Raw genomic sequence first — 22,002 nt, 5'->3', positions numbered from 1 at the left:
GGACGTGGGGTCAGCGGGGCGGTGGTCTAACCGCTGACGGCCGCGACGATCCGGTCGCCCACCTCGGAGGTGACGATCGGGGCGTCGCCGCGCGAGCCGAGGTCCGCCTCGACGGCCGCCTCCACTCGATCGGCCTCGGCCGTGTGACCGAGGTGGCGCAGCAGCAGTGCCACGGACAGGATGGCGGCGGTGGGGTCGGCCTTGCCCTGTCCGGCGATGTCCGGGGCCGAACCGTGGACGGGCTCGAACATGGACGGGTTGGTCCCGGAGGCGTCGATGTTGCCCGACGCCGCGGTGCCGATGCCTCCGGTGACCGCGGCCGCGAGGTCGGTGATGATGTCGCCGAAGAGGTTGTCGGTGACGATCACGTCGAACCGGGACGGATCGGTGACCATGTAGATGGTGGCGGCGTCGATGTGGCAGTAGTCCACCTCGACCCCGGGGAACTCCGGCGCCACCTCGTCGACGGTGCGCTGCCACAGCCCACCGGCGTTGACGAGCACGTTGGTCTTGTGGACCAGGGTGAGCTTGTTGCGACGCGACTGCGCACGGGAGAACGCGTCGCGGACCACGCGCTCCACGCCGTACCGGGTGTTGACCGAGGTCTCGGTACCGATCTCGTGCGGTGTCCCCACACGGATCGCACCGCCGTTACCGGTGTAGAGCCCCTCGGTGCCCTCGCGGACGACGACGAAGTCGATCTCGCCCGGGTCCTTCAGCGGGGTGGCCGACCCTGGGAAGAGCCGGGAGGGCCGCAGGTTGACGTGGTGGTCGAGTGCGAACCGCAGCGGGAGCAGCATGCCCCGCTCGAGCACGCCGGCCGGCACGGAGCGGGGATCACCGATGGCACCCAGCAGGATCGCGTCGTGGCCTCGGAGGCTCTCCACGTCCGCGTCCGTCAGGGTCTCGCCGTTGCGGAGGTACCGGCGCGCGCCGAGGTCGTAGTCGGTCTTCTCGACACCGGGGACCAGCGCGTCGAGCACCTTCAGTGCCTCGGCCGTGACCTCGACGCCGATACCGTCGCCGGGGATGACTGCGAGCTTCATGATGTCGTCGTCCCCGCTCAGACCAGGTTGATCTGGGTCGCGGTGGCGTCGAGCTCGGAGACGATCCGGTCGACGGTCGGCTCCGCGACCGTGCGGTCGACCCGCAGGATCAGCGACGCGCCCTCGCCGGAGGCGTCCTGGCTCAGTGCGGCGGCCTGGATGTCGATGCCCTCCCCGCCGAGGATGGAGCCCACCTTGCCGAGCACGCCCGGGCGGTCGGAGTAGTGGACGAACAGGTTCTGGCCCTCGGCGCGCAGGTCGAACCCGCGCTCGTTGATCCGGACGATCTTCTGCACCTGGTCCAGGCCGGCCAGCGTGCCGGTGACATCGGCCGACGCGCCGTCCGCGGCCACGGCCGTGACGGTGACGGTGCTGCGGTAGGACTTGGACTCGCTGTGGGTCTCCACCGAGTGGGTGACCCCCCGCTGCTCGGCCATCTGGCCGACGTTGACGAAGGTCGCGGGCTCGTCGGTGATCGCGGAGAACATGCCGCGCAGGGCGGCCAGCCCGAGGACGTCGACCTGCTCGGATGCGAGCTCGCCGGCGACGTCGATCCGGACGGTCGTCGGGATACCCGGGCACAGGTGGCCGGCGACCAGTCCGAGCTTGCGGACGAGGTCGAGCCAGGGTGCGACCTCGTCGCCGACGGGACCACCGGTGACGTTGACGGCGTCGGGGACGAACTCCCCGCGCAGGGCGAGCAGCACACTGCGGGCGACGTCGGTGCCGGCGCGGTCCTGCGCCTCGCTGGTGGAGGCGCCGAGGTGCGGCGTGACGACGGTGTTCTCGAGCTCGAAGAGCGGCGAGTCGGTGCACGGCTCGGTGTCGAACACGTCGAGCGCCGCGGAGCGGACCTTGCCGGACTTCAGTGCGTCGACGAGCGCGTCCTCGACGATCAGACCGCCGCGGGCGGCGTTGACGATCACGACGCCGTCCTTGGCACGGGCCAGCCGCTCGGCGTCGAAGAGACCGGCGGTCTCCTTGGTCTTGGGCAGGTGCATCGTGATGATGTCGGCGCGGGAGACCAGCTCGTCGATGTCGACCAGCTCGATTCCCAGCTGCGCCGCGCGGGCGGCGGGCAGGTAGGGGTCGTAGGCGATGAGGTTGGTCTCGAACGCGGCGAGTCGCTGCGCCACGAGCTGGCCGATGCGGCCCAGGCCCACGACGCCGACGGTCTTGCCGAGCAGCTCGACGCCGTTGAAGGAACTGCGCTTCCAGGTGTGCTCGCGCAGGGTGCGGTCCGCGGCCGGGATCTGGCGGCAGGCGGACATGAGCAGCGCGACCGCGTGCTCGGCGGCCGAGTGGATGTTGGAGGTGGGCGCGTTGACCACCATGACGCCGCGCTCGGTGGCGGCGGGGATCTCGACGTTGTCCAGGCCGACGCCCGCGCGCCCGATGATCTTGAGGTTCGGCGCGGCGGCGAGCACCTCGGCGTCGACGGTGGTGGCCGAGCGCACGAGCAGTGCGTCGGCGTCGGCGACCGCCTCGAGCAGCTTGGGGCGATCCGGGCCGTCCACCCAGCGGACCTCCACGGCGTCGCCGAGCGCGTCGACGGTCGACTGGGCGAGCTTGTCGGCGATGAGGACGACGGGCCGTCCGGATGCTGTCACAGTGGGTTCTCCTCGGTGTCATTTCGGGCACGGCCAGTCTAGGGCACCTGTCACCGGCGCCGAGCAGTGGCCGGTACGCGCCCGGACGCCTACCGTGACGAGGGTCGGCGACCCGACGTGACCACCGCCGCGCGACGAACGGAGCACCGATGCCCCGCACTCCCCGGTCGGCCCAGCCGCCGGTCCGCTTCCCCGACCCCTGGTTGCCCGTGCTGGCCCCGGCACGCGGCCCGACGGCGGTGGCGATGTATCTGCGGGCCCACCTGTACGGCGCCGCGGTGGGCCGGAGCGTCCTGGACCGCTGCATCAGTGCGGTCGATCCGGAGGACCGGGTCCGGTTGGTTCCGCTGCGCGCGGAGTTCGAGGAGGAGATCGACACCGCCTCCCGCCTGTTGGCGGTGTTGTCACCGTTGGGGACCCCGGGTCGTCGTCTGGTGCGGTTGTCGGCCGCGGTCACCCTGACCGCGCTGCCGGTGGGCCCGGTGGTGCGCGATCCGTTGGCCCGGCTCGCCGTCCTGGAGGCGCTGCGCACGCTGGTGGTCGCCAAGCGGTCGATGTGGGAGTTGCTCGCCGCGTCGTGGGTCGCGGACGGCCCGGCGTCCGCTGCCGGGAGATCCGGTGGGGAGCCCGACGACAGCAGCGACGACGACAGCGGCGACGACGACGAGCCCGGCGGTCCCGGCACCGGCCGGCTGCTGCTGGGACTGGCCGACCAGGCCCGGTCACAGGAGGAACTGCTGGAGCGGTTGCGGCGCACCTACGGTCTGGCGGTCTTCGAATGAGCGCGGCGGGGACCGTACGTGCGGACGTCGTCGTGGTGGGCTCCGGCCCCAACGGCCTGGCCGCCGCACTGCTGTGTGCGAGGGCCGGGCGCCGCGTGATCGTGCTGGAGGCCCAGGAGACGATCGGCGGCGGGTGCCGGACCCTGCCGATGAGCGATATCGCGACCGGCATCCCGGAGGACCTGGCGGACGGGCTCCTGGTGGACCCGTGTTCGGCCGTGCACCCCATGGCGGGGGCATCCCCGTTCTTCCGTGGGTTCGACCTGCCGGCCCACGGGGTCGAGATGCTCACTCCCCCCGTTCAACTGGCTCACGCACTGCCGGCCCGCGACGCGATCGTCGTTCCCGCGTCCCCATCCCCCGCCGCCCTCGCAGAGGGCCTGGGGTCGCGCGCGGAGGCCGACCGGTGGTGGAGCCTCATGGGCCCCCTGGGTCGCAGGGCGGAGGACGTCGTCGCCACGGCCCTGTCCGATCAGCGCTCGGTCCCGCACCTGGGGGCGACCGCGGCGCTCGGCGCGGCGTTCGTCCGCGCCCACCCCCGCGGTGTGGTCGGCGATCCCCTCGGTCCGGACGGACGGACGCTGCTGTCCGGGATCTCGGCCCACGCGATCACCCCGCTGTCCTCCCCCGCCGCGACGGGGGTCGGCCTCGTCCTGGGCTCGTTGCTCCACTCGCCGCTCGGCTGGACGCTGCCGGTCGGCGGCAGCGGGGCCATCACCGCCGCACTGGCCGAGGCGATCCGGGATGCCGGGGGGGAGATCCGCACCGGGGTCGGCGTGGATTCGCTGGCACGGCTCGACGCCCGGGACGTCGTCTTCAACACGTCCTCCCGGATCCTCGGCGAGATCCTCATGGCATCCTCGCCCTCTCCGGCCGTGGCCCGCCGCGCACGCAGACTCCTGGAGGCGCCGGTCGGCGGGGCCGCGGCGAAGGTCGACCTGGTCCTGTCTGGCCCGGTTCCGTGGCGCGACGGCCGGCTCGCCGACGCCGGCACTGTCCACCTGGGTGGGGATTCCCATGCCATCGCGGCCGCCGAGCGCGAGGTCGCCGCCGGTCGGCACGCCGATCGGCCCATGATCCTCGTCTCCCAGCCGTGGGTGACCGACCCGGGACGAATCGCCCCCGACGGTCGACGTCCACTGTGGACCTACGCGCACGTGCCCGCGTTCTCCGACCGTGACCAGACCGAGCAGGTGCTCGCCGCGCTCGAGGCGGTCGCGCCGGGGGTGCGGGACGTGGTCGTGGCCGCCCACTGCACGCCCGCGGACCGGATGGCCGAGCACAATGCCAATAACGCCGGTGGGGACATCGCGGCGGGACGCGTGGACCTGCGGGGGCTCATCGCCCGCCCGGTGCCGCGGGCCGACCCGTTCGCGACCGGCATTCCTGGGGTGTGGCACGCCTCCGGCTCGACCCCTCCCGGCCCGGGCGTGCACGGCATGGCCGGGCAGCACGTGGCGGAGCGCATCCTCGGCGGGTTACCGACTCGCTGGTAGGAAGCGAATCACTGGTAGGACACGAACCACGGCCGGGGCTCGACCGCCATGGTCTGCTCGGGCGTGAACGTGGGGGTGTCCTCGTCATAGAAGTTCTTCCACGCCATCCGGATGCCGGACGGCAGCCCGCTGCGCAGGACGTCCCACGTCTCCATCTTCAGGTCCGGGGTGCCGTGACCGTCGGCGTGCAGGACGATTGACACCTCCGGCCTGGAGGTGTCGATCTGGTCGCGGTCGTCGATCATGGCCATGCTGAACTGGTGGAGGATGAGGAGCTTCTGTGGCCCTCCGCTGTCCCGGGTCAGGTCCGCCAGCCAGTCGGTGACCCGGTTGATCTCCTCGGCGTCCACCGACCCGATCTGCGCGCCCGGCTGTTGTCCCGGCTCGAGCTTCCACTCGGGGTCGAGCGCGAGTCCGACGTTCGGGCGGGTGAGCAACTCCTCGAAGATCCTCGCCTGATCGAGGAGGTCGGCCATGCCGGGCTGGAGGTCGATCACCGCGTACCCGCCGGCGTCGGTGATGGCGTCGATCAGCGGGACGAACTCCTGCGGGTCCCACTCGTTGGTGTAGTTGCCGTCGGGTCCGGCGGACGTCGAGGCGACCGTCGCGATGATCTCGAACGCCGGGATGACCGGTTCCGGGGAGTGCGGCTGGTACTCCCCGACCAACTGCTGAACCCGCGCCACGCTCTCCTCTGGTCCCTGCTCGCCGAGGATCCCCAGGGCAGGGGTGATCGGCGACCCGTAGGCGGCCACGAACCGCCGGCCCGGGAACAGCAGCTGTCCGCCGCCCGGCAGTTCGGGAACCGTCCGCGCCGTCTCCACCCGGTCCTCGAGTTCGTCCTCGGTGCCCCACCCGGGCCCGAGCGCGTAGACCGCCTCGGCGTCCCGCACCGCCTCCACGGACCCGCCGTCGACCCGCGGGTCCGGGGTACGGAGGTGGGACACCGCCGCCCCGACGGCCACTGCCGTCGCGACCGCCGCGACCGGCGTCTCGTCGTACACGAGCACGCTGGGTGCGCCCTCGCCGTCCCATGCGGGTTCGCCGCTGTCGAACGGATCGGGGGCCGCGCCCGCGCCGTCGGCAGCGGTGATCTCCCCGGCCGTCATCAGCGCAGGCGTACCCGGCACCTGGTGGACGGTGACGTCGTCGATCCGCCCCGGCGGGACCTCGACCTCGGAGTCGAACGTGATCCCGGTCAGCTCCTCGAGCTCCGGCCGACCTCCCGGGGCGTCGACCACCTCGCCGTCGTCGGGTGTGAAGGCCACCTGCCCGACCCGCAACACCCGCTCGGCGCCGAGTCGCGACACCTCGTCGGCCAATGCCGCGTCCCCGCCCTCGACGGCGGTGAGCATCGGTGCGTGCAACCCGACCGCGACGGAGGCGGCGCGCGCCTGCGCGGCGGCGTCCGGGGCTGCCACCACGACCACCGGGGCGGACTCGATGAGCAGTCTCGTGGTCTCCACGCCGGACCCGTCGGCGTCGGCGGCGACCCGCGTGCCCTCCACCGGGGCGGCTTCGGTTCTCGGTCCGCCGTCACCGGGGTCGGACGTACACGCCACGGTCGTCCCCACCAGGGAAACGGCGAGGACCGCCGCACCCACTCCTCGGTTGAAGTGGCGCACGGCGGTCCTCCTGCTGAAGTCGGGAATCGATCCCGGTGGACCCTACAGGGGCTTCACCGGGTCGGACCCGCGGACCCTCAGGCAGTCTCCGTGATCGGCCGGTCGACCCAGCTCATGAGGTCGCGCAGCTTCTGGCCGGTGACCTCGATCGGGTGCTCGGCGTTCTCCTTGCGGAGCTGCTCAAGCTCCTTATTGCCGCCCTCGACGTTGGCCACGAGGCGCTTGGTGAAGGTGCCGTCCTGGATGTCGGACAGGATCTCCTTCATGCGCTCCTTGGTGCCGGCGTCGATGACCCGCGGGCCGGAGAGGTAGCCGCCGAACTCCGCGGTGTCGGACACCGAGTAGTTCATGCGCGCGATCCCGCCCTCGTACATGAGATCGACGATGAGCTTGAGCTCGTGGAGCACCTCGAAGTAGGCGAGCTCCGGCTCGTAGCCGGCCTCGACCATGACCTCGAAGCCCGTCTTGACGAGCTCCTCGGTGCCGCCGCACAGCACGGCCTGCTCACCGAACAGGTCGGTCTCGGTCTCGTCCTTGAAGGTGGTCTTGATGACGCCCGCGCGGGTGCCACCGATCGCCTTCGCGTAGGACAGCGCGAGCGCCTCGCCCTCGCCCTTCGGGTCCTGCTCCACGGCGATGAGCGCCGGGACGCCCTTGCCGTCGACGAACTGACGACGCACGAGGTGACCGGGGCCCTTGGGGGCGACCATCGCGATGGTGATGTTCTCCGCCGGCTTGATGAGGCCGAAGTGGATGTTGAGGCCGTGACCGAAGAACAGCGCGTCGCCGTCGTTCAGGTTGGGCTCGATGTCCTCGGTGAAGATCTGCGCCTGCGAGGTGTCGGGGGCGAGCAGCATGATGACGTCGGCCCACTTGGTGGCCTCGGCGGCGGTCATGACCTTGAGGCCGGCCTCTTCGGCCTTCGCGCGGGACTTGGAGCCCTCACGCAGGCCGATCGCGACCTCGACTCCGGAGTCGCGCAGGCTGAGCGAGTGCGCGTGCCCCTGCGAGCCGTACCCGATGACGGCGACCTTGCGGCCCTGGATCAGCGACAGATCCGCCGAGTCGTCGTAGAACATCTCCACTGCCATGGTGGATTCCCTTCGTTTGTTTTTGGTAAGTCGAAACCCGGTTACAGGTCGAGACTATCGAGTGGTGTTGATGGACTTGGGGCCGCGTCCGAGCGCGACCATGCCGGACTGCACGATCTCGCGGATCCCGTAGCCGTCGAGCATCCGCAGCAGCGCGTCGAGCTTGTCGGGGGTACCCGTGGCCTCGAGAGTGAGCGACTCGGGTGAGACGTCCACGATGTGTGCGCGGAATAGACTCGCGATCTCCACGATCTGACCGCGGTTGGTGGCGTCGGCGCGGACCTTGACGAGAGTGAGCTCGCGGGCCACCGAGCCGGCCGGATCCTGCTCGACGATCTTGATGACGTTGACGAGCTTGTTGAGCTGTTTGGTCACCTGCTCGAGCGGGAAGTCCTCGACGTTCACGACGATGGTCATGCGCGACAGGCCTTCGGTCTCGGTCGGGCCCACGGCCAGCGACTCGATGTTGAACCCGCGCCGGGAGAACAGCGACGAGACGCGCGCGAGCACGCCAGGCTTGTCCTCCACCAGCACGCTCAGGGTGTGGGAGCGAGCGCTCACTGGTCCTCCTCCTCGGCGGCGATCACCGCGGCGTCGATCCGCTCGGTCGCCTCGTGGATGTCCGCGGCGTCGTCCGCCACGGAGTCGGTGTCGTCGAACAGCGGCCGGATGTCCCGGGCCGCCATGATCTCGTCGTTGGACGTGCCCGCCGCGACCATCGGCCACACCTGGGCGTCCTTGCCCACGATGAAGTCGATGAGGACCGGGCGGTCGTTGATCGCGCGGGCCTGTGCGATCACGTCGTCGACGTCCTCGGCGCGCTCACACCGCAGCGCCACGCAGCCCAGGGCCTCGCCGAGCTTGACGAAGTCCGGGATGTGCATGGAGTGGGTCGACAGGTCGGTCTGCGAGTACCGCTCCTCGTAGAACAGTGTCTGCCACTGACGGACCATGCCGAGGTTGCCGTTGTTGATCAGCGCCACCTTGATGGGTGCGCCCTCGATGGCGCAGGTGGCCAGCTCCTGGTTCGTCATCTGGAAGCAGCCGTCGCCGTCGATGGCCCAGACCTCGGCGTCCTGACGGCCGAACTTGGCACCCATCGCCGCGGGGACCGCGTACCCCATGGTCCCCAGGCCGCCCGAGTTCAGCCACGTGCGCGGCTTCTCGTACTGGACGAACTGGGCCGCCCACATCTGGTGCTGGCCGACGCCCGCGCAGTACACGGCGTCCGGGCCGGCGGCGGCGCTCAGCCGCTCGATGACGTACTCGGGAGACAGGGAGCCGTCCGACTGCGGGCCGTAGCCAAGCGGGAACTCACTGCGGATCTCGTCCAGCTCACCGACCCACACGGCGGGCTCGCCCAGCGTGCCGGATTCGCGCGCGCCGCGCAGCGTCTCGACGAGCTCGACGAGGACCTCCTTGATGTCGCCGACGATCGGCACGTCGACGGCTCGGTTCTTGCCGATCTCGGCCGGGTCGATGTCGGCGTGGATGACCTTGGCGTCCGGGGCGAAGGTGTCGAGACGACCGGTGACCCGGTCGTCGAACCGGGCGCCCAGGGTGACCAGCAGGTCGGACCGCTGCAGCGCCGCGACGGCGGCGACGGTTCCGTGCATCCCCGGCATGCCGTAGTGCAGCCGGTGGGAATCCGGGAACGCCCCGCGCGCCATGAGCGTGGTCACGACCGGGATGCCGGTCAGCTCGGCGAGCGCCATGAGCTCCGCGGAGGCGTCGGCCTTGATGACGCCGCCGCCGACATACAGCACCGGGCGCCTGGCCTTGCCGATCATCCGGGCGGCCTCACGGATCTGCTTGCCGTGCGGCTTGGTGACGGGCCGGTAGCCGGGCAGCTTCATCTCCGGCGGCCACGAGAACGTCATCTCGGCCTGCAGGACGTCCTTGGGGATGTCCACGAGCACAGCGCCGGGGCGACCGGTCTGCGCGATGTGGAACGCCTCGGCGATCATCCGCGGGATGTCCTCGCCGTGGGACACGAGGAAGTTGTGCTTGGTGATCGGCATGGTGATGCCCGAGATGTCGGCTTCCTGGAAACCGTCCGTGCCGATGAGTGCGGTCCCGACCTGACCCGTGATCGCCACGATCGGGACCGAGTCCATCTGCGCGTCCGCGAGCGGGGTCACCAGGTTGGTGGCGCCGGGGCCCGAGGTCGCCATGCAGACGCCGACCCTTCCGGTCGCCTGGGCGTAGCCGGTCGCTGCGTGACCGGCGCCCTGCTCGTGCCGGACCAGGACGTGCCGGACCTTGGCCGAGTCGTAGAGCGGGTCGTAGACCGGCAGGATGGCCCCGCCGGGGATGCCGAAGACGACCTCGGTGCCGATCTCCTCGAGGGACCGGACGACGGCCTGGGCCCCCGTCATCCGCTCTGGGGCCGCGGACCGGGCCTTCTGCTCTGCACCCGGACGGGGTCCGGGCTGTGCCGTTGGTGCGCTCACTTCAACTGTCCTTCATGCTGGTCGTGGAGCCGTGGTTCGTGGTCGGGCGTGATCGTGGATTTCTCTGACCGCGGTCTGACCCGGCAACAAAAAACCCCCGTCGGCCACGAAAGGCCGGCGAGGGTGCGCGTCGACGGAAAGCCAGGTAGGGCTCAGGCGCCGACGCGCCGGCCGAGTACGAGACCGTTCCAGGTGTTCACGAGGCCCAGACTAGGCCGCGGCCGACGGCAGCGTCAACTCGTGGAACATCGATCCCACTATGTGGGCCATGCCAGACTGGAGGCATCATGAGTGCCCCTTTCAGAGCTCCCGTCCCGGAGTCGAGCCCCCGCGATCACGCCCTCTTCCGGGTCAACCCGATGTCGTACGTCGTCATCGCCATTTTCGTGCTGGCGATTCTCTGGCCCGTCACGTCCTACCCCGTCGCCCTGGGCTGGCTGGTGCTGCTCCCCGTCGCCTTCGGTTGGTGGGTGGCCCGGACCTGGACCCGACTGGACGAGGACGGTGTCCACCTGTCGTCCTGGCGCTCCCGACGGTCCGTGCCGTGGGACGAGGTCAGGGGTGTGATGTTCCCCAAGCGTGGGTTCGCCCGGCTCGTGACCACCTCTGACACGTCACTCCCGATGGGCGGGGTCTCGTTCCACGACCTCCCGCGGCTGTCCGGCGCCAGCCGTGGCCGTATCCGCGACCCGTACGCCGCGAGCGGACCCGAGTCCGCCTGACCCTTGCGCTCCGCCTGACCCTCCCGCTCCGCCGGTCACCCCGCGGCCGGCGGGGACCCGGTCGGCCACGGCCTGGCGTCGCATACCCATCCGCTCGTAGACGACGGTGACCGCCACACCCACGACGAGTCCTGCGACCGCCCAGCCGCCGAGGACCCGGACCGCGTGTCCGAGACCCGCCTCCCACCCGGAGTCGAAGAACATGATCGACCGCAGCCCGAGGTAGGCCTGGTGCATCGGCTGCAGTGTCCCGATGGCGACGAACACCCGCGGGAGCATCTCGGTCGGGGTGGCGCCGCCCGAGGTGGGGATGCCCAGCACCACGAACACCACGAGGTTCACGAGCAGACCGGCGTTGCCGACAGCAGCGATGATCGTGTGCGCACACACCCCGACCGCGACGATGACCAGGTTCGAGAACCAGAACATGTCCCACGGGTCGTACCCGGTGACACCGATGATGTCCGCCACCCACAGGACGAGCCCCGAGACGAGCGGCGCCGTGATCAGCGTGACCACCCACTTGCGGGCCAGTGTCTGGAGCCGCCCGAACGGCGCCACGTGGACATGGAGCGCCACCGGCCCGATCTCCAGCGGGATGAAGCCGAGACGGGCGTCGAGGAGGGCGGAGATGATCATCGCCCCGGTGAATCCCGCCAGGATCACGACCAGCGCGTAGAACATCGGGAGCGACGCGTTCGACACCCCGTCCGGCAGCGGGTTCCACGCGACGACGTCGATCGCCACCGGATCGGAGAGCGCGACCGCGGCCGCGGCGCCGACGGTCCTGCCCTCGGCCTCGGCCAGCAGCCGGGACTGCGACAGCAGTTCGGTCCCCATCCGGTCGTGGAACGATTCCTGCATCGCGTCCGCCATGGTGTTCATGACCTGACCGGAGACGATGGACACGCGTGGCGAGTACTCGAGTGAGATGCGGGCGCGTTCGGGTGGCCCCGCCGCGTCGCCCGCCTCCGTCGCCGCGGCCTCGACGAGCCCGGCCACCCGCCCGCTCAGTTCGGGTGGGATACGGACCGCACCGAAGTACGTGCCGTCCCGGAGGCCCTCCTCGGCGGCCTCCGGATCCACCACGTGCAGCCGGACCCTCCCCCAGTCGTTGTTCTGGAGCAGCCCCGCGGTGATACGCGACCCCATGTCGAGACCACGCGGACCGATCGGGGTCTCCAGGGTCGCGGCGACGTCCTCGTCCACCACCGCCACGGGGATGTACCTCGCGTGGGACTGCGGATCCGCGGTGCCCCCCAGGTACATGAACGACAGGAGGAAGAACAGTCCACAGACCAGGGCCACCGCCCCCGCCGAGTGCGAGAGGAACTCACGTAGCCCACCCGTGTGACCGGAGTCGGTCATGTCCATCCCCATTCGCGTCACGTCGAGGCCGGCCGGATGGCCGACCGTGAGAAGAGTAGACCCACATCGGGGCGTATTGTGTGGTGGTCACGGCGCGATCGGGTGTCGCCGCGGGGCGCGCGCACACCGCGGCCCCGTACGGCACGACTCCCGGAATGCGCCCTCCCCATCGAGTCGGAGCGAGGTCCCATGCCGCCCCTGAGGTCACGAACCAGTACCGCCGGACGCAACGCCGCGGGGGCGCGTGCCCTCTGGCGCGCGACCGGCATGACGGACTCGGACTTCGGTAAGCCGATCATCGCGATCGCGAACTCGTACACCCAGTTCGTGCCGGGCCACGTCCACCTGAAGAACGTCGGTGAGATCGTCGCCGAGCAGATCGCGACGTCGGGCGGCGTGGCCCGGGAGTTCCACACCATCGCGGTGGACGACGGGATCGCGATGGGCCACGCGGGCATGCTCTACTCGCTGCCCAGCCGGGAGATCATCGCGGACTCGGTGGAGTACATGGTCAACGCCCACACGGCGGACGCCCTGGTGTGCATCTCGAACTGCGACAAGATCACCCCGGGCATGCTCAACGCCGCGATGCGGTTGAACATCCCCACCGTGTTCGTCTCCGGCGGGCCGATGGAGTCGGGGTTCTCCGTCGTCGTCGACGGCGTGGTCAAGGCGGGCTCGGACCTCATCACGGCGATCTCCGCGTCCGCCAACTCGGCCGTGGACGACGAGGGCCTCGACGCCATCGAGCGCTCGGCCTGCCCGACGTGCGGGTCCTGCTCCGGGATGTTCACCGCCAACTCCATGAACTGCCTCACCGAGGCCCTGGGGCTGTCGCTGCCCGGCAACGGCTCGACCCTGGCCACCCACAGTGCGCGGCGTGAACTGTTCGCCGAGGCCGGCCGGGTCATCGTCGACCTGTGCACCCGCTACTACCGGGACGAGGACTCCTCGGTGCTCCCCCGTTCGGTCGCCACCAGGTCGGCGTTCACCAACGCCATGGCGCTGGACGTCGCGATGGGCGGCTCCACCAACACCGTGCTCCACATCCTCGCCGCCGCGCAGGAGGGCGAGGTCGACTTCGACCTGGGCGACATCGAGCAGATCTCCCGCCGGATCCCCTGCCTGGCCAAGGTCGCGCCCAACTCGGACTACTACATGGAGCACGTCCACCGGGCCGGCGGCATCCCCGCGATCCTGGGCGAGCTGTACCGCGGGGGCCTGCTAAGGACGGACGTCCACTCGGTCCACTCCCCGTCGCTCGAGCAGTACGTCGCGGACTGGGATATCCGCAGCGGCACCGCGACCGAGAAGGCGATCGAGTTGTTCCACGCGGCCCCGGGCGGGGTGCGGACGATCGAGCCGTTCTCGACCGACAACCGCTGGGAGTCGCTCGACACGGACGCCGAGAACGGCTGCATCCACTCGGTCGAGCACCCGGCGACCGCGGAGGGCGGGCTCGCGGTCCTGCGCGGGAACATCGCGCCGGACGGGTCCGTCTTCAAGACCGCCGGCGTGTCCGAGGACAATTTCCACTTCTCCGGTCCGGCCAGGGTGGTCGAGTCCCAGGAGGAGGCCGTCTCGGTCATCCTGGACAAGACGCTGCAGGCCGGCGAGGTGCTGGTGGTGCTCTTCGAGGGCCCGGCCGGCGGTCCGGGGATGCAGGAGATGCTGCACCCCACGGCGTTCATCAAGGGCGCCGGCCTCGGGACGAAATGCGCGCTCATCACCGACGGCCGCTTCTCGGGCGGGTCGTCCGGGCTGTCCATCGGTCACATCGCCCCGGAGGCCGCCTCGGGCGGCCCGATCGGCCTGGTGCGTGACGGTGACATCGTGACCATCGATGTCGCCACGCGGTCCATCTCGGTGGATGTCGACGACGACGAGCTGTCCCGCCGCCGCGCCGAGAGGGGCCCTCTCCCGTGGCGGCCGGTCAAGCGTGATCGGAAAGTGTCCACCGCTCTCCGCGCGTACGCCTCGATGGCGTCCTCGGCGGACAAGGGTGCCGTGCGCATCCTGCCCGACTGACGCGCCTGGTCAGGGCCGCGCGCCCCGGCTCCCGAGCTCTCAGCCCGCGGTGACCGGGGCGCTGTCGGCTGAGGAGGTCAGCGGGTTGGTGCCGTTGAGGAAGTACCACACCAGACCGGCGATGACCGCCACGACGATCACCCACACGACGCCGCTGAAGCGGGGACGGTGGGACCATGCCCACTTGCGGTCGGCGGACCATCGCCCCGGTCCGGAGAAGAGGAGGGTCACCAGCGCCGCGGCGTAGAGGATCGACACCTCGAGTCCGCGGGTGGTGTCACTCAGCACGGGGATGGGGTCGGTCCCGGTCAGTCGGATCGCTATCCCCAGTCCGATGAGCCCCAGCAGACCCGCCGCCGCCACCGGGGTCGCGAGTCCCACCACGAGCATGACGCCCGCCACCAGTTCGACGGCGCCGCCGGCGATCGCCAGGATGCGGGCCTGGTCGAATCCGGAGTCGGTGAGGGTCTGCGTGAACCCGTCGATCCCGGGCCCGCCGAACAGTCCGAAGAGCTTCTGCAGTCCCCGCATCGCGAGGAGGACGCCCACGGCCAGTCTCAGGACGAACAGCCCGAAATCGGCCGTTCCCCGGCGGCCGATCGTGTCCCGCGACGCGGGCGCGATGGTGGTGGGCTGGTCACCGAAGGGCAGGGGCGAGGACACGTCGTACCCCCCGGACTCGGCGAACTGCGAGTAGTCGGTGCGCCCGGCCGCGGGGAACGCGGTGGTCGCGCCGTCCCCCGAGCCGCCCCGCGAACCGGCGCCCGCGCCCTGGGCGTTGGGGACGTCGAGCGGGTAATCGACGTCGTGGATGATCTCGGTACGGGCGTCGTCGTCTCCGCGCTTTGAGGAAGTCACGGATCGACTGTAGGCCGATTCCGGTGCCCGGACGCTGAAGGACACGGCGCGCCGTAGTCTGGTCGGCATGAGATCGCTCCCGCTGCTGCTGGCACTGGCCGTCGCCGTGTCCGGTTGCGCGAGGTTCGACGACCGCCTCGAGGACCCGTTCACGCCCGCGGCCGGGCCGGGAATGGGTGCCGCTCCGCCGAGCCCTCCCGGCGCACCGACCCCGCCCCCGACGTCGCGCCGCGGGGAGCCGGAGCCCCCGGCCGAGACGGGCCCCTGCGTCGATCCCGACCCCGCCGTCATCGCGACCTGCCTCGAGCCGGCCGTCGCGGTGGCCGGGCTCGGTGAGCGAGCGCTGGTCGCCGAGTCCACGGGCGGGGTGAAGATCGTCTCCGCCGATGCCGACCCCGAGCAGTTCGGCAGGGTGGATCCCCGGTCCGGCCGGGTGGCCGCGGTCGCGCCGTCCCCGGATTTCGCCCAGGACCGGTTGGTGTATCTCCTCGTCGTCGGCGACGGACCCACCCGGGTCGAACGACTGGCGCGCGGCGACGCCCCCCGCACGATCGCGGAGCTCGCACCCGCGGACAGCGGTGGCCTCGCGTTCGTCGACGACATCCTGACCGTCGGCGCCGGCTCCGAGGTCGTCCGGTTCCCGACGTTCACCGGGATCGGTCGCGCGGAGGACCCCCAGGTGATCGGACGCGACCTCGGGCGCATCCAGGCGTTGTGTCCTCTCGGCGAGGATCTCTTCCTCTCCACGGTCACCGACCGCGGTGCGGCGATCCGGACACCCGATCGCACGGTGTGGACGTGGCCGGACCAGCGTTCCGCCGGTGGGTGCGCCGCATCCGAGGGCACGCTCGCCATCGCCCTCCCGGACGCCGAGCGGGTCGACACCCTCCAGACCGCCGGCGGCGCGGCTCGCGGTCAACCCGAGGCGCTGGCCGAGGGCCGGTACGGGCGACTGACCGGGTTGTCCGTCGTCGGCGAGGGCGTCCTGCTGGCGGGCACCACCAACAAGGATGGTGCATCACCGGTGCCCACCGATGACCGGGCCGTGATCCTCCCCCAGTCCGGTGGTGGCGGCGACGCCCGTACGTAGCCGCGGTTCGACGCCACGCGCGAGCGCGCGCGTGTGGCGTACGGTCGGTCCCCGTGGTCGAGCCACGCACAGCTCACCGCGCGGACAGCGCATCGCCTAGTTGCAGGCGGCGATCACCAGTTCCTTCACCCGGGCCGGGTCGGCCTGACCGCGCGTCGCCTTCATGACGGCACCGACGATCGCGCCGGCGGCCTGGACCTTGCCCGAACGGATCTTCTCCGCGATGTCGGGCTGCGCGGCCAGGGCGTCGTCGACGGCCTTCTGCAGCGCCGAGTCGTCGCGCACCACCTCGAGGCCCTTGTCGGCGACGATCTGGTCCGGCTCGCCCTCGCCGTCGAGGACGGCGTCGACGACCTGGCGGCCGAGCTTGTTGGTGAGCTTGCCGTCGGCGACCAACTCGATCACGCGCGCCAGCTGCACCGGCGAGATCTCGAGTTCGGTGAGCGCGACGCCGCGCTTGTTGGACTGCTGCGTCAGGTACGACACCCACCACGAGCGGGCCTCGGCGGCCGGAGCGCCCGCGTCGACCGTGGCGAGGATCAGGTCGAGGGCCCCGGCGTTGACGAGGTCCCGCATCTCCTCGTCCGAGACCCCCCAGTCCGCCTGGACCCGGGCGCGGCGAACCCACGGCAGCTCCGGCAGCGTCGCGCGGATCTCCTCGATGAGCTCCTCGGTCGGCTCGACGGGCGCGAGATCCGGCTCGGGAAAGTAGCGGTAGTCCTCCGCCGACTCCTTCGGCCGGCCGGAGGTGGTGGTGCCGTCCGACTCGTGGAAGTGCCGGGTCTCGAGCACGACCTCGTCACCCGCGGTGAGCACGTCCGCCTGGCGGCACATCTCGTGGCGGACCGCGATCTCGACGCTGCGGAGGGAGTTGACATTCTTGGTCTCGGTGCGGGTGCCGAACTCGGTGGCGCCCTTCGGCATCAACGAGACGTTCGCATCGCAGCGCATCGAGCCCTGGTCCATCCGGACGTCGGACACGTCGAGGCTCCGGAGCAGATCACGCAGCGTCGTGACGTAGGCGCGCGCGATCTCGGGTGCCCGCTCCCCCGCACCGACGATCGGCTTGGAGACGATCTCGATGAGCGGCACGCCCGCGCGGTTGAAGTCGAGCAGCGAGTGGGTGGCGCCGTGGATGCGACCGGTGGCGGACCCGACGTGGGTGGACTTGCCGGTGTCCTCCTCCATGTGCGCGCGCTCGACCTCCACGCGCCACGTGCTGCCGTCCTCGAGCTGCACGTCGAGGAAGCCGTCATGGGCGATCGGCTCGTCGTACTGCGAGATCTGGTAGTTCTTCGGCTGGTCCGGGTAGAAATAGTTCTTCCGGGCGAACCGACTGTACGGCGCGATAGAGCAATTCAGCGCCAGACCGATCTTGATGGCCCACTCCACCGCCTGGCGGTTGGCCACCGGCAACGCGCCCGGCAGGCCGATGCACACCGGACACACCTGGGTGTTGGGATCCGCCCCGAACGCGGTGGGACACCCGCAGAACATCTTGGTGTTGGTGTGCAGCTCTACGTGCACCTCCATGCCCATGACGGGATCGAAACGTGACACGACCTCGGTGAACTCCATGCGGAACAATCTAGCCGAAGAGGCAGGCGGCCTCGCGGTAGCGGTCCTCCGGGACGGTCTTGAGCACCGCGACCGCGTCCTCTACCGGCACCATCTCGATCGACTCCCCACGGAGCGCGACGATCTGTCCGAAATCCCCCCGGTGCGCGGCGTGCGCCGCGTGTACCCCGAAACGGGTCGCGAGCACGCGGTCGTACGCGGTCGGCGTACCGCCGCGCTGGATGTGGCCCAACACGGTCGTCCGGACGTCGCGGTTCATGCGCTCGGCGATCGCGGACGCCATCTGGTCGGCCACCCCGGTGAACACCTCGTGGCCGAACTGGTCGGTGCCGCCCCGGCGCAGCGTCATGCCGGAACCCTCGACCGGCGTCGCGCCCTCGGCCACCACGCAGATCCCGTACGCCTCCCCCATCTGGAACCGGCGCTTCATCACCTTGCATACGTAGTCGATATCGAACGGGACCTCGGGGATCACGATCATGTGCGCACCGGACGCCAGGCCCGCGTGCAGTGCGATCCACCCGGCGTGCCTGCCCATCACCTCGACGAGCATGACCCGCTCGTGCGACTCCGCCGTCGTGTGCAGCCGGTCGATGGCATCGGAGGCGATCGAGACGGCGGTGTCGAATCCGAAGGTGTAGTCGGTGCCTCCGACGTCGTTGTCGATGGTCTTGGGCACACCCACCACGGGGATGCAGTTCTCGGTCAACCAGCGGGCCGCCTTGAGCGTGCCGTCGCCACCGATCGCGACGAGCGCGTCGATCGCGTGGCGCTCGAGGGTCTGGCGGATCACCGGCAGACTCGCCGTCAGGACGTCGGGGTTCAGGCGGCCGGTTCCGAGGATCGTGCCACCGCGGAGCAGGATGCGATCGATGCCCTCGTCGTCGAACAGCGGTACGGCACGGTCGTTCACCAGCCCGGCCCACCCGTCCTGGAACCCCAGGACCGGGGAGTCGTACTCCGAGTTGGCGGTGCGGACCAGGGCGCGGATGACCGCGTTGAGTCCCGGACAGTCGCCGCCGGCGGTCAGTACACCTATACGCACGTCGAGCTCCTCTCGGTTACCCCGCAGTCTAGGTCCGCCCGCCCCGCATCGCGGCGGTCACCGCCCCGGGCTCACCGACTGTTCACCGGTACGGAACGCCATGGTGGCCAGCCCTCCCAGCAGGACGACCACGGCGGGGAGGAACATCGCGTCGGCCACCGCCTGACCGATGTCACCGTGGGCGACGAACCGGGCCTGGACCACCGCGCCGATCGCGGCGGACCCCAGCACCGCCCCGACCTGGCGGGTGGTGTTGTAGACACCGGAGCCCGCGCCCGCCGACGCCAATTCGAGGCGCCGCATCGCGGTCGATGACGTCGGCGCCCACACACACCCGTTGGCCACCCCCATGAGGGCGATCGGACCGAGCAGGACGGGGATCGAGGTCTGGGCATCCATCACCAGCGCGAGCCAGAACAGGGAGACCGCATACGAGAAGTACCCGATGCCCGTGAAGATCCGCGGATCGAGACGATCCGCCCAGCGTCCGACCAACGGCGCCAGCACACCCGCGATCAGGGCCATGGGCAGCAACATCATCCCCGCGCGGGTCGGGCTGAGTTCCTTGACCCCCTGGAGGTAGAACATGAGCGGCACCATCGTTCCGGCGGTGACGAAGCCGATCGTCGAGACGCCGAACGTCCCGATCGAGAAGTTGCGATCCCGGAACAGTCGTAGAGGAACGAGCGGCTCGGTGCGGACGCGGGACTGCCACCACACGAACACGGCGAGACCCACCACGCCCGCCGCGATGAACCCGGCGGTGGTCCCGCCCCATCCGTGTTCCTCGCCCTGCTGGATCCCGAACACCAGCAGGAACATGCCCACGGCCGACAGGACGATCCCGGCTACGTCATACGAGCGCGACCTCGTCTCCAGTACAGGGACCCAGAGCCATACCAACACCACCGCGAGGACACCGAACGGGATGTTGACGAAGAAGATCCACCGCCAGTCGAACGCGTCGATGAGCACCCCGCCGAAGACCGGACCCACCACGGAGGCGATACCCGCGACCGCACCCCACGCACCCATGGCCGCGCCGCGGCGCGCGGGTGCGAACACGCGCGTGATGACGCTGAGCGACTGAGGGGTGAGCAGTGCCGCGCCGAATCCCTGGAACACCCGCGCCACGATGAGGGTCTCGATGTCGGGCGCCAACCCGCACCACAGGGAGGCGCCGGTGAACAGCACCAGGCCCGAGATCGACACCCGTCGCGGCCCGATCTGGTCCCCCAGCCGACCGGTGAACAGCAACGGCACCACGTAGGCGAGCAGATACGCGCTGGTCACCCAGATGACCTGGTTGGTCGTGGCGCCGAGCTGGGTGACGAACGCGTCGGTGGCCACCGCCACGATCGTCTGGTCCACCAGGATCATGAAGAACCCGATGACGAGTGCCGCGAGCGCCTTCCATGCGTCCCTCTCGGGGACGGTCGTCACGCTATCGCGCCTCTCGCGGCCTCGTAGGCGGCCCCGACCCGGTAGAGACGGTCGTCGGCGAGTGCCGGTGCCATGATCTGCAGACCGGCGGGCAGGCCCTCCACCAGACCGGACGGCACGGACATCCCGCAGTGACCGGCCAGGTTCAGCGGCAGGGTGCACAGGTCGAACTGGTACATCGCGACCGGGTCCTCCACCTTGTCCCCGAGCGGGAACGCGGTCGTCGGCGTGGTCGGCGAGATCAGGACGTCGACCTTTTCGTAGGCGGCATCGAAGTCGCGCGCGATCAGCGTGCGTACCTTCTGGGCCTGACCGTAGAACGCGTCGTAGTAGCCGGCCGACAGCGCGTAGGTGCCGAGCATGATGCGGCGCTTGACCTCGGGGCCGAAGCCCGCCTCGCGGCTGGCGGCCATGACCTGGTCGGCCGACCCGTCACCGGTCCGCAGGCCGTAGCGCATGGCGTCGAAGCGTGCCAGGTTGCTGGAGACCTCGGACGGGAGGATGAGGTAGTAGGCGGGCAGCGCGTAGCGGAAGTTGGGGCACGAGACCTCGACGATCTCGGCACCCAGGTCGCGCAGGGTGTCCACCGCGCCGCGGAACGACTCCTCGACGCCGGGCTGGTAGCCCTCGCCGGAGAACTCCGTGACCACGCCCACCCGCAGGCCCGTCAGGTCACCCTTCGCGCCCTCACGCGCGGCGGCGACGACGTCCGGGACCGCCACGTCGAGGCTCGTCGAGTCGCGCGGGTCGTGCCCCGCGATGACCTGGTGCAGCAGCGCGGTGTCCTCGACCGTGCGGCCGCAGGGCCCGCCCTGGTCGAGCGACGACGCGCAGGCGACGAGCCCGTAGCGCGAGACCGTCCCGTAGGTGGGCTTGACACCGACCGTCGCGGTGAGCGCGGCGGGCTGGCGGATCGACCCGCCGGTGTCGGTACCGATGGCGATCGGGGCCTGGTGCGAGGCCAGCGCCGCGGCCGAACCACCGCCGGAACCACCGGGGGTGCGGCTCGGATCCCACGGGTTGCGGGTGGGGCCGTAGGCCGAGTTCTCGGTCGACGACCCCATGGCGAACTCGTCCATGTTGGTCTTGCCGAGGATCGGGATCCCCGCCTCGCGCAGTCGCGCGGTGACCGTGGCGTCGTACGGCGAACGGTAACCCTCGAGGATCCGTGAGCCACAGGTGGTGGGGGCGTCGGTGGTGGTGAACACGTCCTTGAGGGCGATGGGCACGCCCGCCAGGGGTCCGAGCTCCTCGCCGGCCGCCAGTCGGGTGTCGACGTCTTGGGCCGCCCGGAGAGCCTCGTCCGCGCCCACGTGGAGGAACGCGTTGATCTCGCCGTCGACCTCGTCGATACGGTCCAGGTGCGCCCGGGTGACCTCCTCCGAGGACACCTCCCGCGCGGCGATCCGCCCGGCCAGCTCGGCGGCGGTGGCGGTGGTGAGCTCGGTCATGCGTCCTCCCCCAGGATCTGCGGAACCTCGAAGCGCTGTTCGTCGGCTGCCGGGGCCTGGTCGAGTGCCTGCTCCGGGGTGAGGCCGGGCGTGACCACGTCGTCGCGGTAGACGTTGGTGATCGCGGTGGGGTGGCTCATCGCGGGCACGTCCTCCGCGGCGACCTCGGACACCGCCTGCACGTGGTCGAGGATGTCGGTGAGCTGCTGTGCGAACGAGTCCAGCTCGGAGTCGCTCAGTTCCAGGCGGGAGAGCCTGGCCAGATGCGCGACGTCCCCGCGTGAGATCGAGGTCACGTGCCTGCCCCTTTCCGTGA

General features: G+C 70.6%; 18 protein-coding genes. 5 read left to right on the top strand and 13 right to left on the bottom strand.

The features are described 5' to 3' along the window. Positions 1-26: 26 nt before the first annotated feature. Positions 27-1,046 carry a 3-isopropylmalate dehydrogenase gene (locus Q2K20_RS07060; RefSeq protein WP_269501177.1) on the bottom strand — a complete coding sequence of 340 codons (1,020 nt, stop codon included), beginning with the start codon at positions 1,044-1,046 and terminating at the stop codon, positions 27-29. 17 nt (positions 1,047-1,063) lie between these two features. After that, positions 1,064-2,656, bottom strand: coding sequence for a phosphoglycerate dehydrogenase (gene serA / locus Q2K20_RS07055; RefSeq protein ID WP_067718235.1), 1,593 nt, complete (start codon positions 2,654-2,656; stop codon positions 1,064-1,066). A 149-nt stretch (positions 2,657-2,805) separates the two neighbouring features. On the opposite strand from serA, the gene Q2K20_RS07050 reads away from it, so the two are divergent. Then, on the top strand, positions 2,806-3,438 hold the full coding sequence (locus Q2K20_RS07050) for a hypothetical protein (RefSeq protein ID WP_269501172.1): 633 nt from the start codon (positions 2,806-2,808) through the stop codon (positions 3,436-3,438). Continuing rightward, complete coding sequence (locus tag Q2K20_RS07045) at positions 3,435-4,934, top strand: phytoene desaturase family protein (RefSeq protein ID WP_269501169.1); 1,500 nt, start codon at positions 3,435-3,437, stop codon at positions 4,932-4,934. The genes Q2K20_RS07050 and Q2K20_RS07045 overlap by 4 nt, the downstream gene beginning before the upstream one ends. Positions 4,935-4,942: 8 nt before the next feature. Here the strand turns inward: Q2K20_RS07045 and Q2K20_RS07040 are convergent, their stop codons facing one another. The 4 genes from Q2K20_RS07040 to Q2K20_RS07025 all read right to left on the bottom strand — a co-directional run bounded on the left by Q2K20_RS07040 (position 4,943) and on the right by Q2K20_RS07025 (position 10,103). Beyond that, complete coding sequence (locus Q2K20_RS07040; RefSeq protein ID WP_096905284.1) at positions 4,943-6,559, bottom strand: hypothetical protein; 1,617 nt, start codon at positions 6,557-6,559, stop codon at positions 4,943-4,945. A 77-nt stretch (positions 6,560-6,636) separates the two neighbouring features. Further along, complete coding sequence (gene ilvC / locus Q2K20_RS07035; RefSeq protein WP_069388416.1) at positions 6,637-7,650, bottom strand: ketol-acid reductoisomerase; 1,014 nt, start codon at positions 7,648-7,650, stop codon at positions 6,637-6,639. A gap of 54 nt (positions 7,651-7,704) precedes the next feature. After that, a complete protein-coding gene (ilvN, locus tag Q2K20_RS07030; RefSeq protein ID WP_067718247.1) occupies positions 7,705-8,211 on the bottom strand; it encodes an acetolactate synthase small subunit in 507 nt (168 codons plus the stop codon). Beyond that, positions 8,208-10,103: an acetolactate synthase large subunit gene (locus tag Q2K20_RS07025; protein WP_096905282.1), complete on the bottom strand. Its 1,896-nt coding sequence runs from the start codon at positions 10,101-10,103 to the stop codon at positions 8,208-8,210. The genes ilvN and Q2K20_RS07025 overlap by 4 nt, the downstream gene beginning before the upstream one ends. Positions 10,104-10,390: 287 nt before the next feature. Here Q2K20_RS07025 and Q2K20_RS07020 point away from each other — a divergent pair, with 287 nt between their 5' ends. After that, positions 10,391-10,825 (top strand): PH domain-containing protein, encoded by a 435-nt coding sequence (locus Q2K20_RS07020; protein ID WP_083249449.1) that lies wholly within the window; start codon positions 10,391-10,393, stop codon positions 10,823-10,825. Here the strand turns inward: Q2K20_RS07020 and Q2K20_RS07015 are convergent. Then, a complete protein-coding gene (locus Q2K20_RS07015) occupies positions 10,718-12,193 on the bottom strand; it encodes a YhgE/Pip domain-containing protein (RefSeq protein WP_227022020.1) in 1,476 nt (491 codons plus the stop codon). The two genes, Q2K20_RS07020 and Q2K20_RS07015, sit on opposite strands and share 108 nt — an antisense overlap. Before the next feature lie 189 nt (positions 12,194-12,382). On the opposite strand from Q2K20_RS07015, the gene ilvD reads away from it, so the two are divergent. Continuing rightward, positions 12,383-14,221, top strand: a complete 1,839-nt coding sequence (ilvD, locus tag Q2K20_RS07010; protein WP_096905281.1) for a dihydroxy-acid dehydratase — start codon at positions 12,383-12,385, stop codon at positions 14,219-14,221. Positions 14,222-14,260: 39 nt separating this feature from the next. On the opposite strand, the gene Q2K20_RS07005 is transcribed toward ilvD, so the two are convergent. Next, positions 14,261-15,079, bottom strand: a complete 819-nt coding sequence (locus Q2K20_RS07005) for a DoxX family protein (RefSeq protein ID WP_069388420.1) — start codon at positions 15,077-15,079, stop codon at positions 14,261-14,263. 67 nt (positions 15,080-15,146) lie between these two features. Between Q2K20_RS07005 and Q2K20_RS07000 the strand changes: the two genes are divergently transcribed. Further along, positions 15,147-16,169: an oxidoreductase gene (locus tag Q2K20_RS07000; protein WP_096905280.1), complete on the top strand. Its 1,023-nt coding sequence runs from the start codon at positions 15,147-15,149 to the stop codon at positions 16,167-16,169. A gap of 96 nt (positions 16,170-16,265) precedes the next feature. Here Q2K20_RS07000 and gatB read toward each other — a convergent pair whose 3' ends face one another. From gatB to gatC, 5 genes are read right to left on the bottom strand one after another with little or no spacing between them, the layout of a single operon-like run. Then, on the bottom strand, positions 16,266-17,747 hold the full coding sequence (gene gatB / locus Q2K20_RS06995; protein ID WP_096907215.1) for an Asp-tRNA(Asn)/Glu-tRNA(Gln) amidotransferase subunit GatB: 1,482 nt from the start codon (positions 17,745-17,747) through the stop codon (positions 16,266-16,268). Positions 17,748-17,757: 10 nt separating this feature from the next. Continuing rightward, the gene (locus tag Q2K20_RS06990; protein ID WP_096905279.1) at positions 17,758-18,792 is read right to left on the bottom strand and encodes an ATP-dependent 6-phosphofructokinase; all 1,035 of its coding nucleotides are present in this window, start codon (positions 18,790-18,792) and stop codon (positions 17,758-17,760) included. 57 nt (positions 18,793-18,849) lie between these two features. Next, positions 18,850-20,235, bottom strand: coding sequence for a DHA2 family efflux MFS transporter permease subunit (locus Q2K20_RS06985; RefSeq protein ID WP_096905278.1), 1,386 nt, complete (start codon positions 20,233-20,235; stop codon positions 18,850-18,852). Further along, positions 20,232-21,686 carry an Asp-tRNA(Asn)/Glu-tRNA(Gln) amidotransferase subunit GatA gene (gene gatA, locus Q2K20_RS06980; protein ID WP_132061005.1) on the bottom strand — a complete coding sequence of 485 codons (1,455 nt, stop codon included), beginning with the start codon at positions 21,684-21,686 and terminating at the stop codon, positions 20,232-20,234. Before gatA ends, Q2K20_RS06985 begins: the two co-directional genes overlap by 4 nt. After that, positions 21,683-21,982: an Asp-tRNA(Asn)/Glu-tRNA(Gln) amidotransferase subunit GatC gene (gatC, locus tag Q2K20_RS06975; protein ID WP_067718272.1), complete on the bottom strand. Its 300-nt coding sequence runs from the start codon at positions 21,980-21,982 to the stop codon at positions 21,683-21,685. Before gatC ends, gatA begins: the two co-directional genes overlap by 4 nt. Positions 21,983-22,002 lie beyond the last annotated feature (20 nt).

It is taken from the genome of Dietzia sp. IN118, assembly GCF_032905965.1.
Taxonomy (GTDB): domain Bacteria; phylum Actinomycetota; class Actinomycetes; order Mycobacteriales; family Mycobacteriaceae; genus Dietzia; species Dietzia kunjamensis.
Note: the sequence above shows the minus strand (reverse complement) of the source record. Positions and strands in the feature narration are given on the sequence as shown.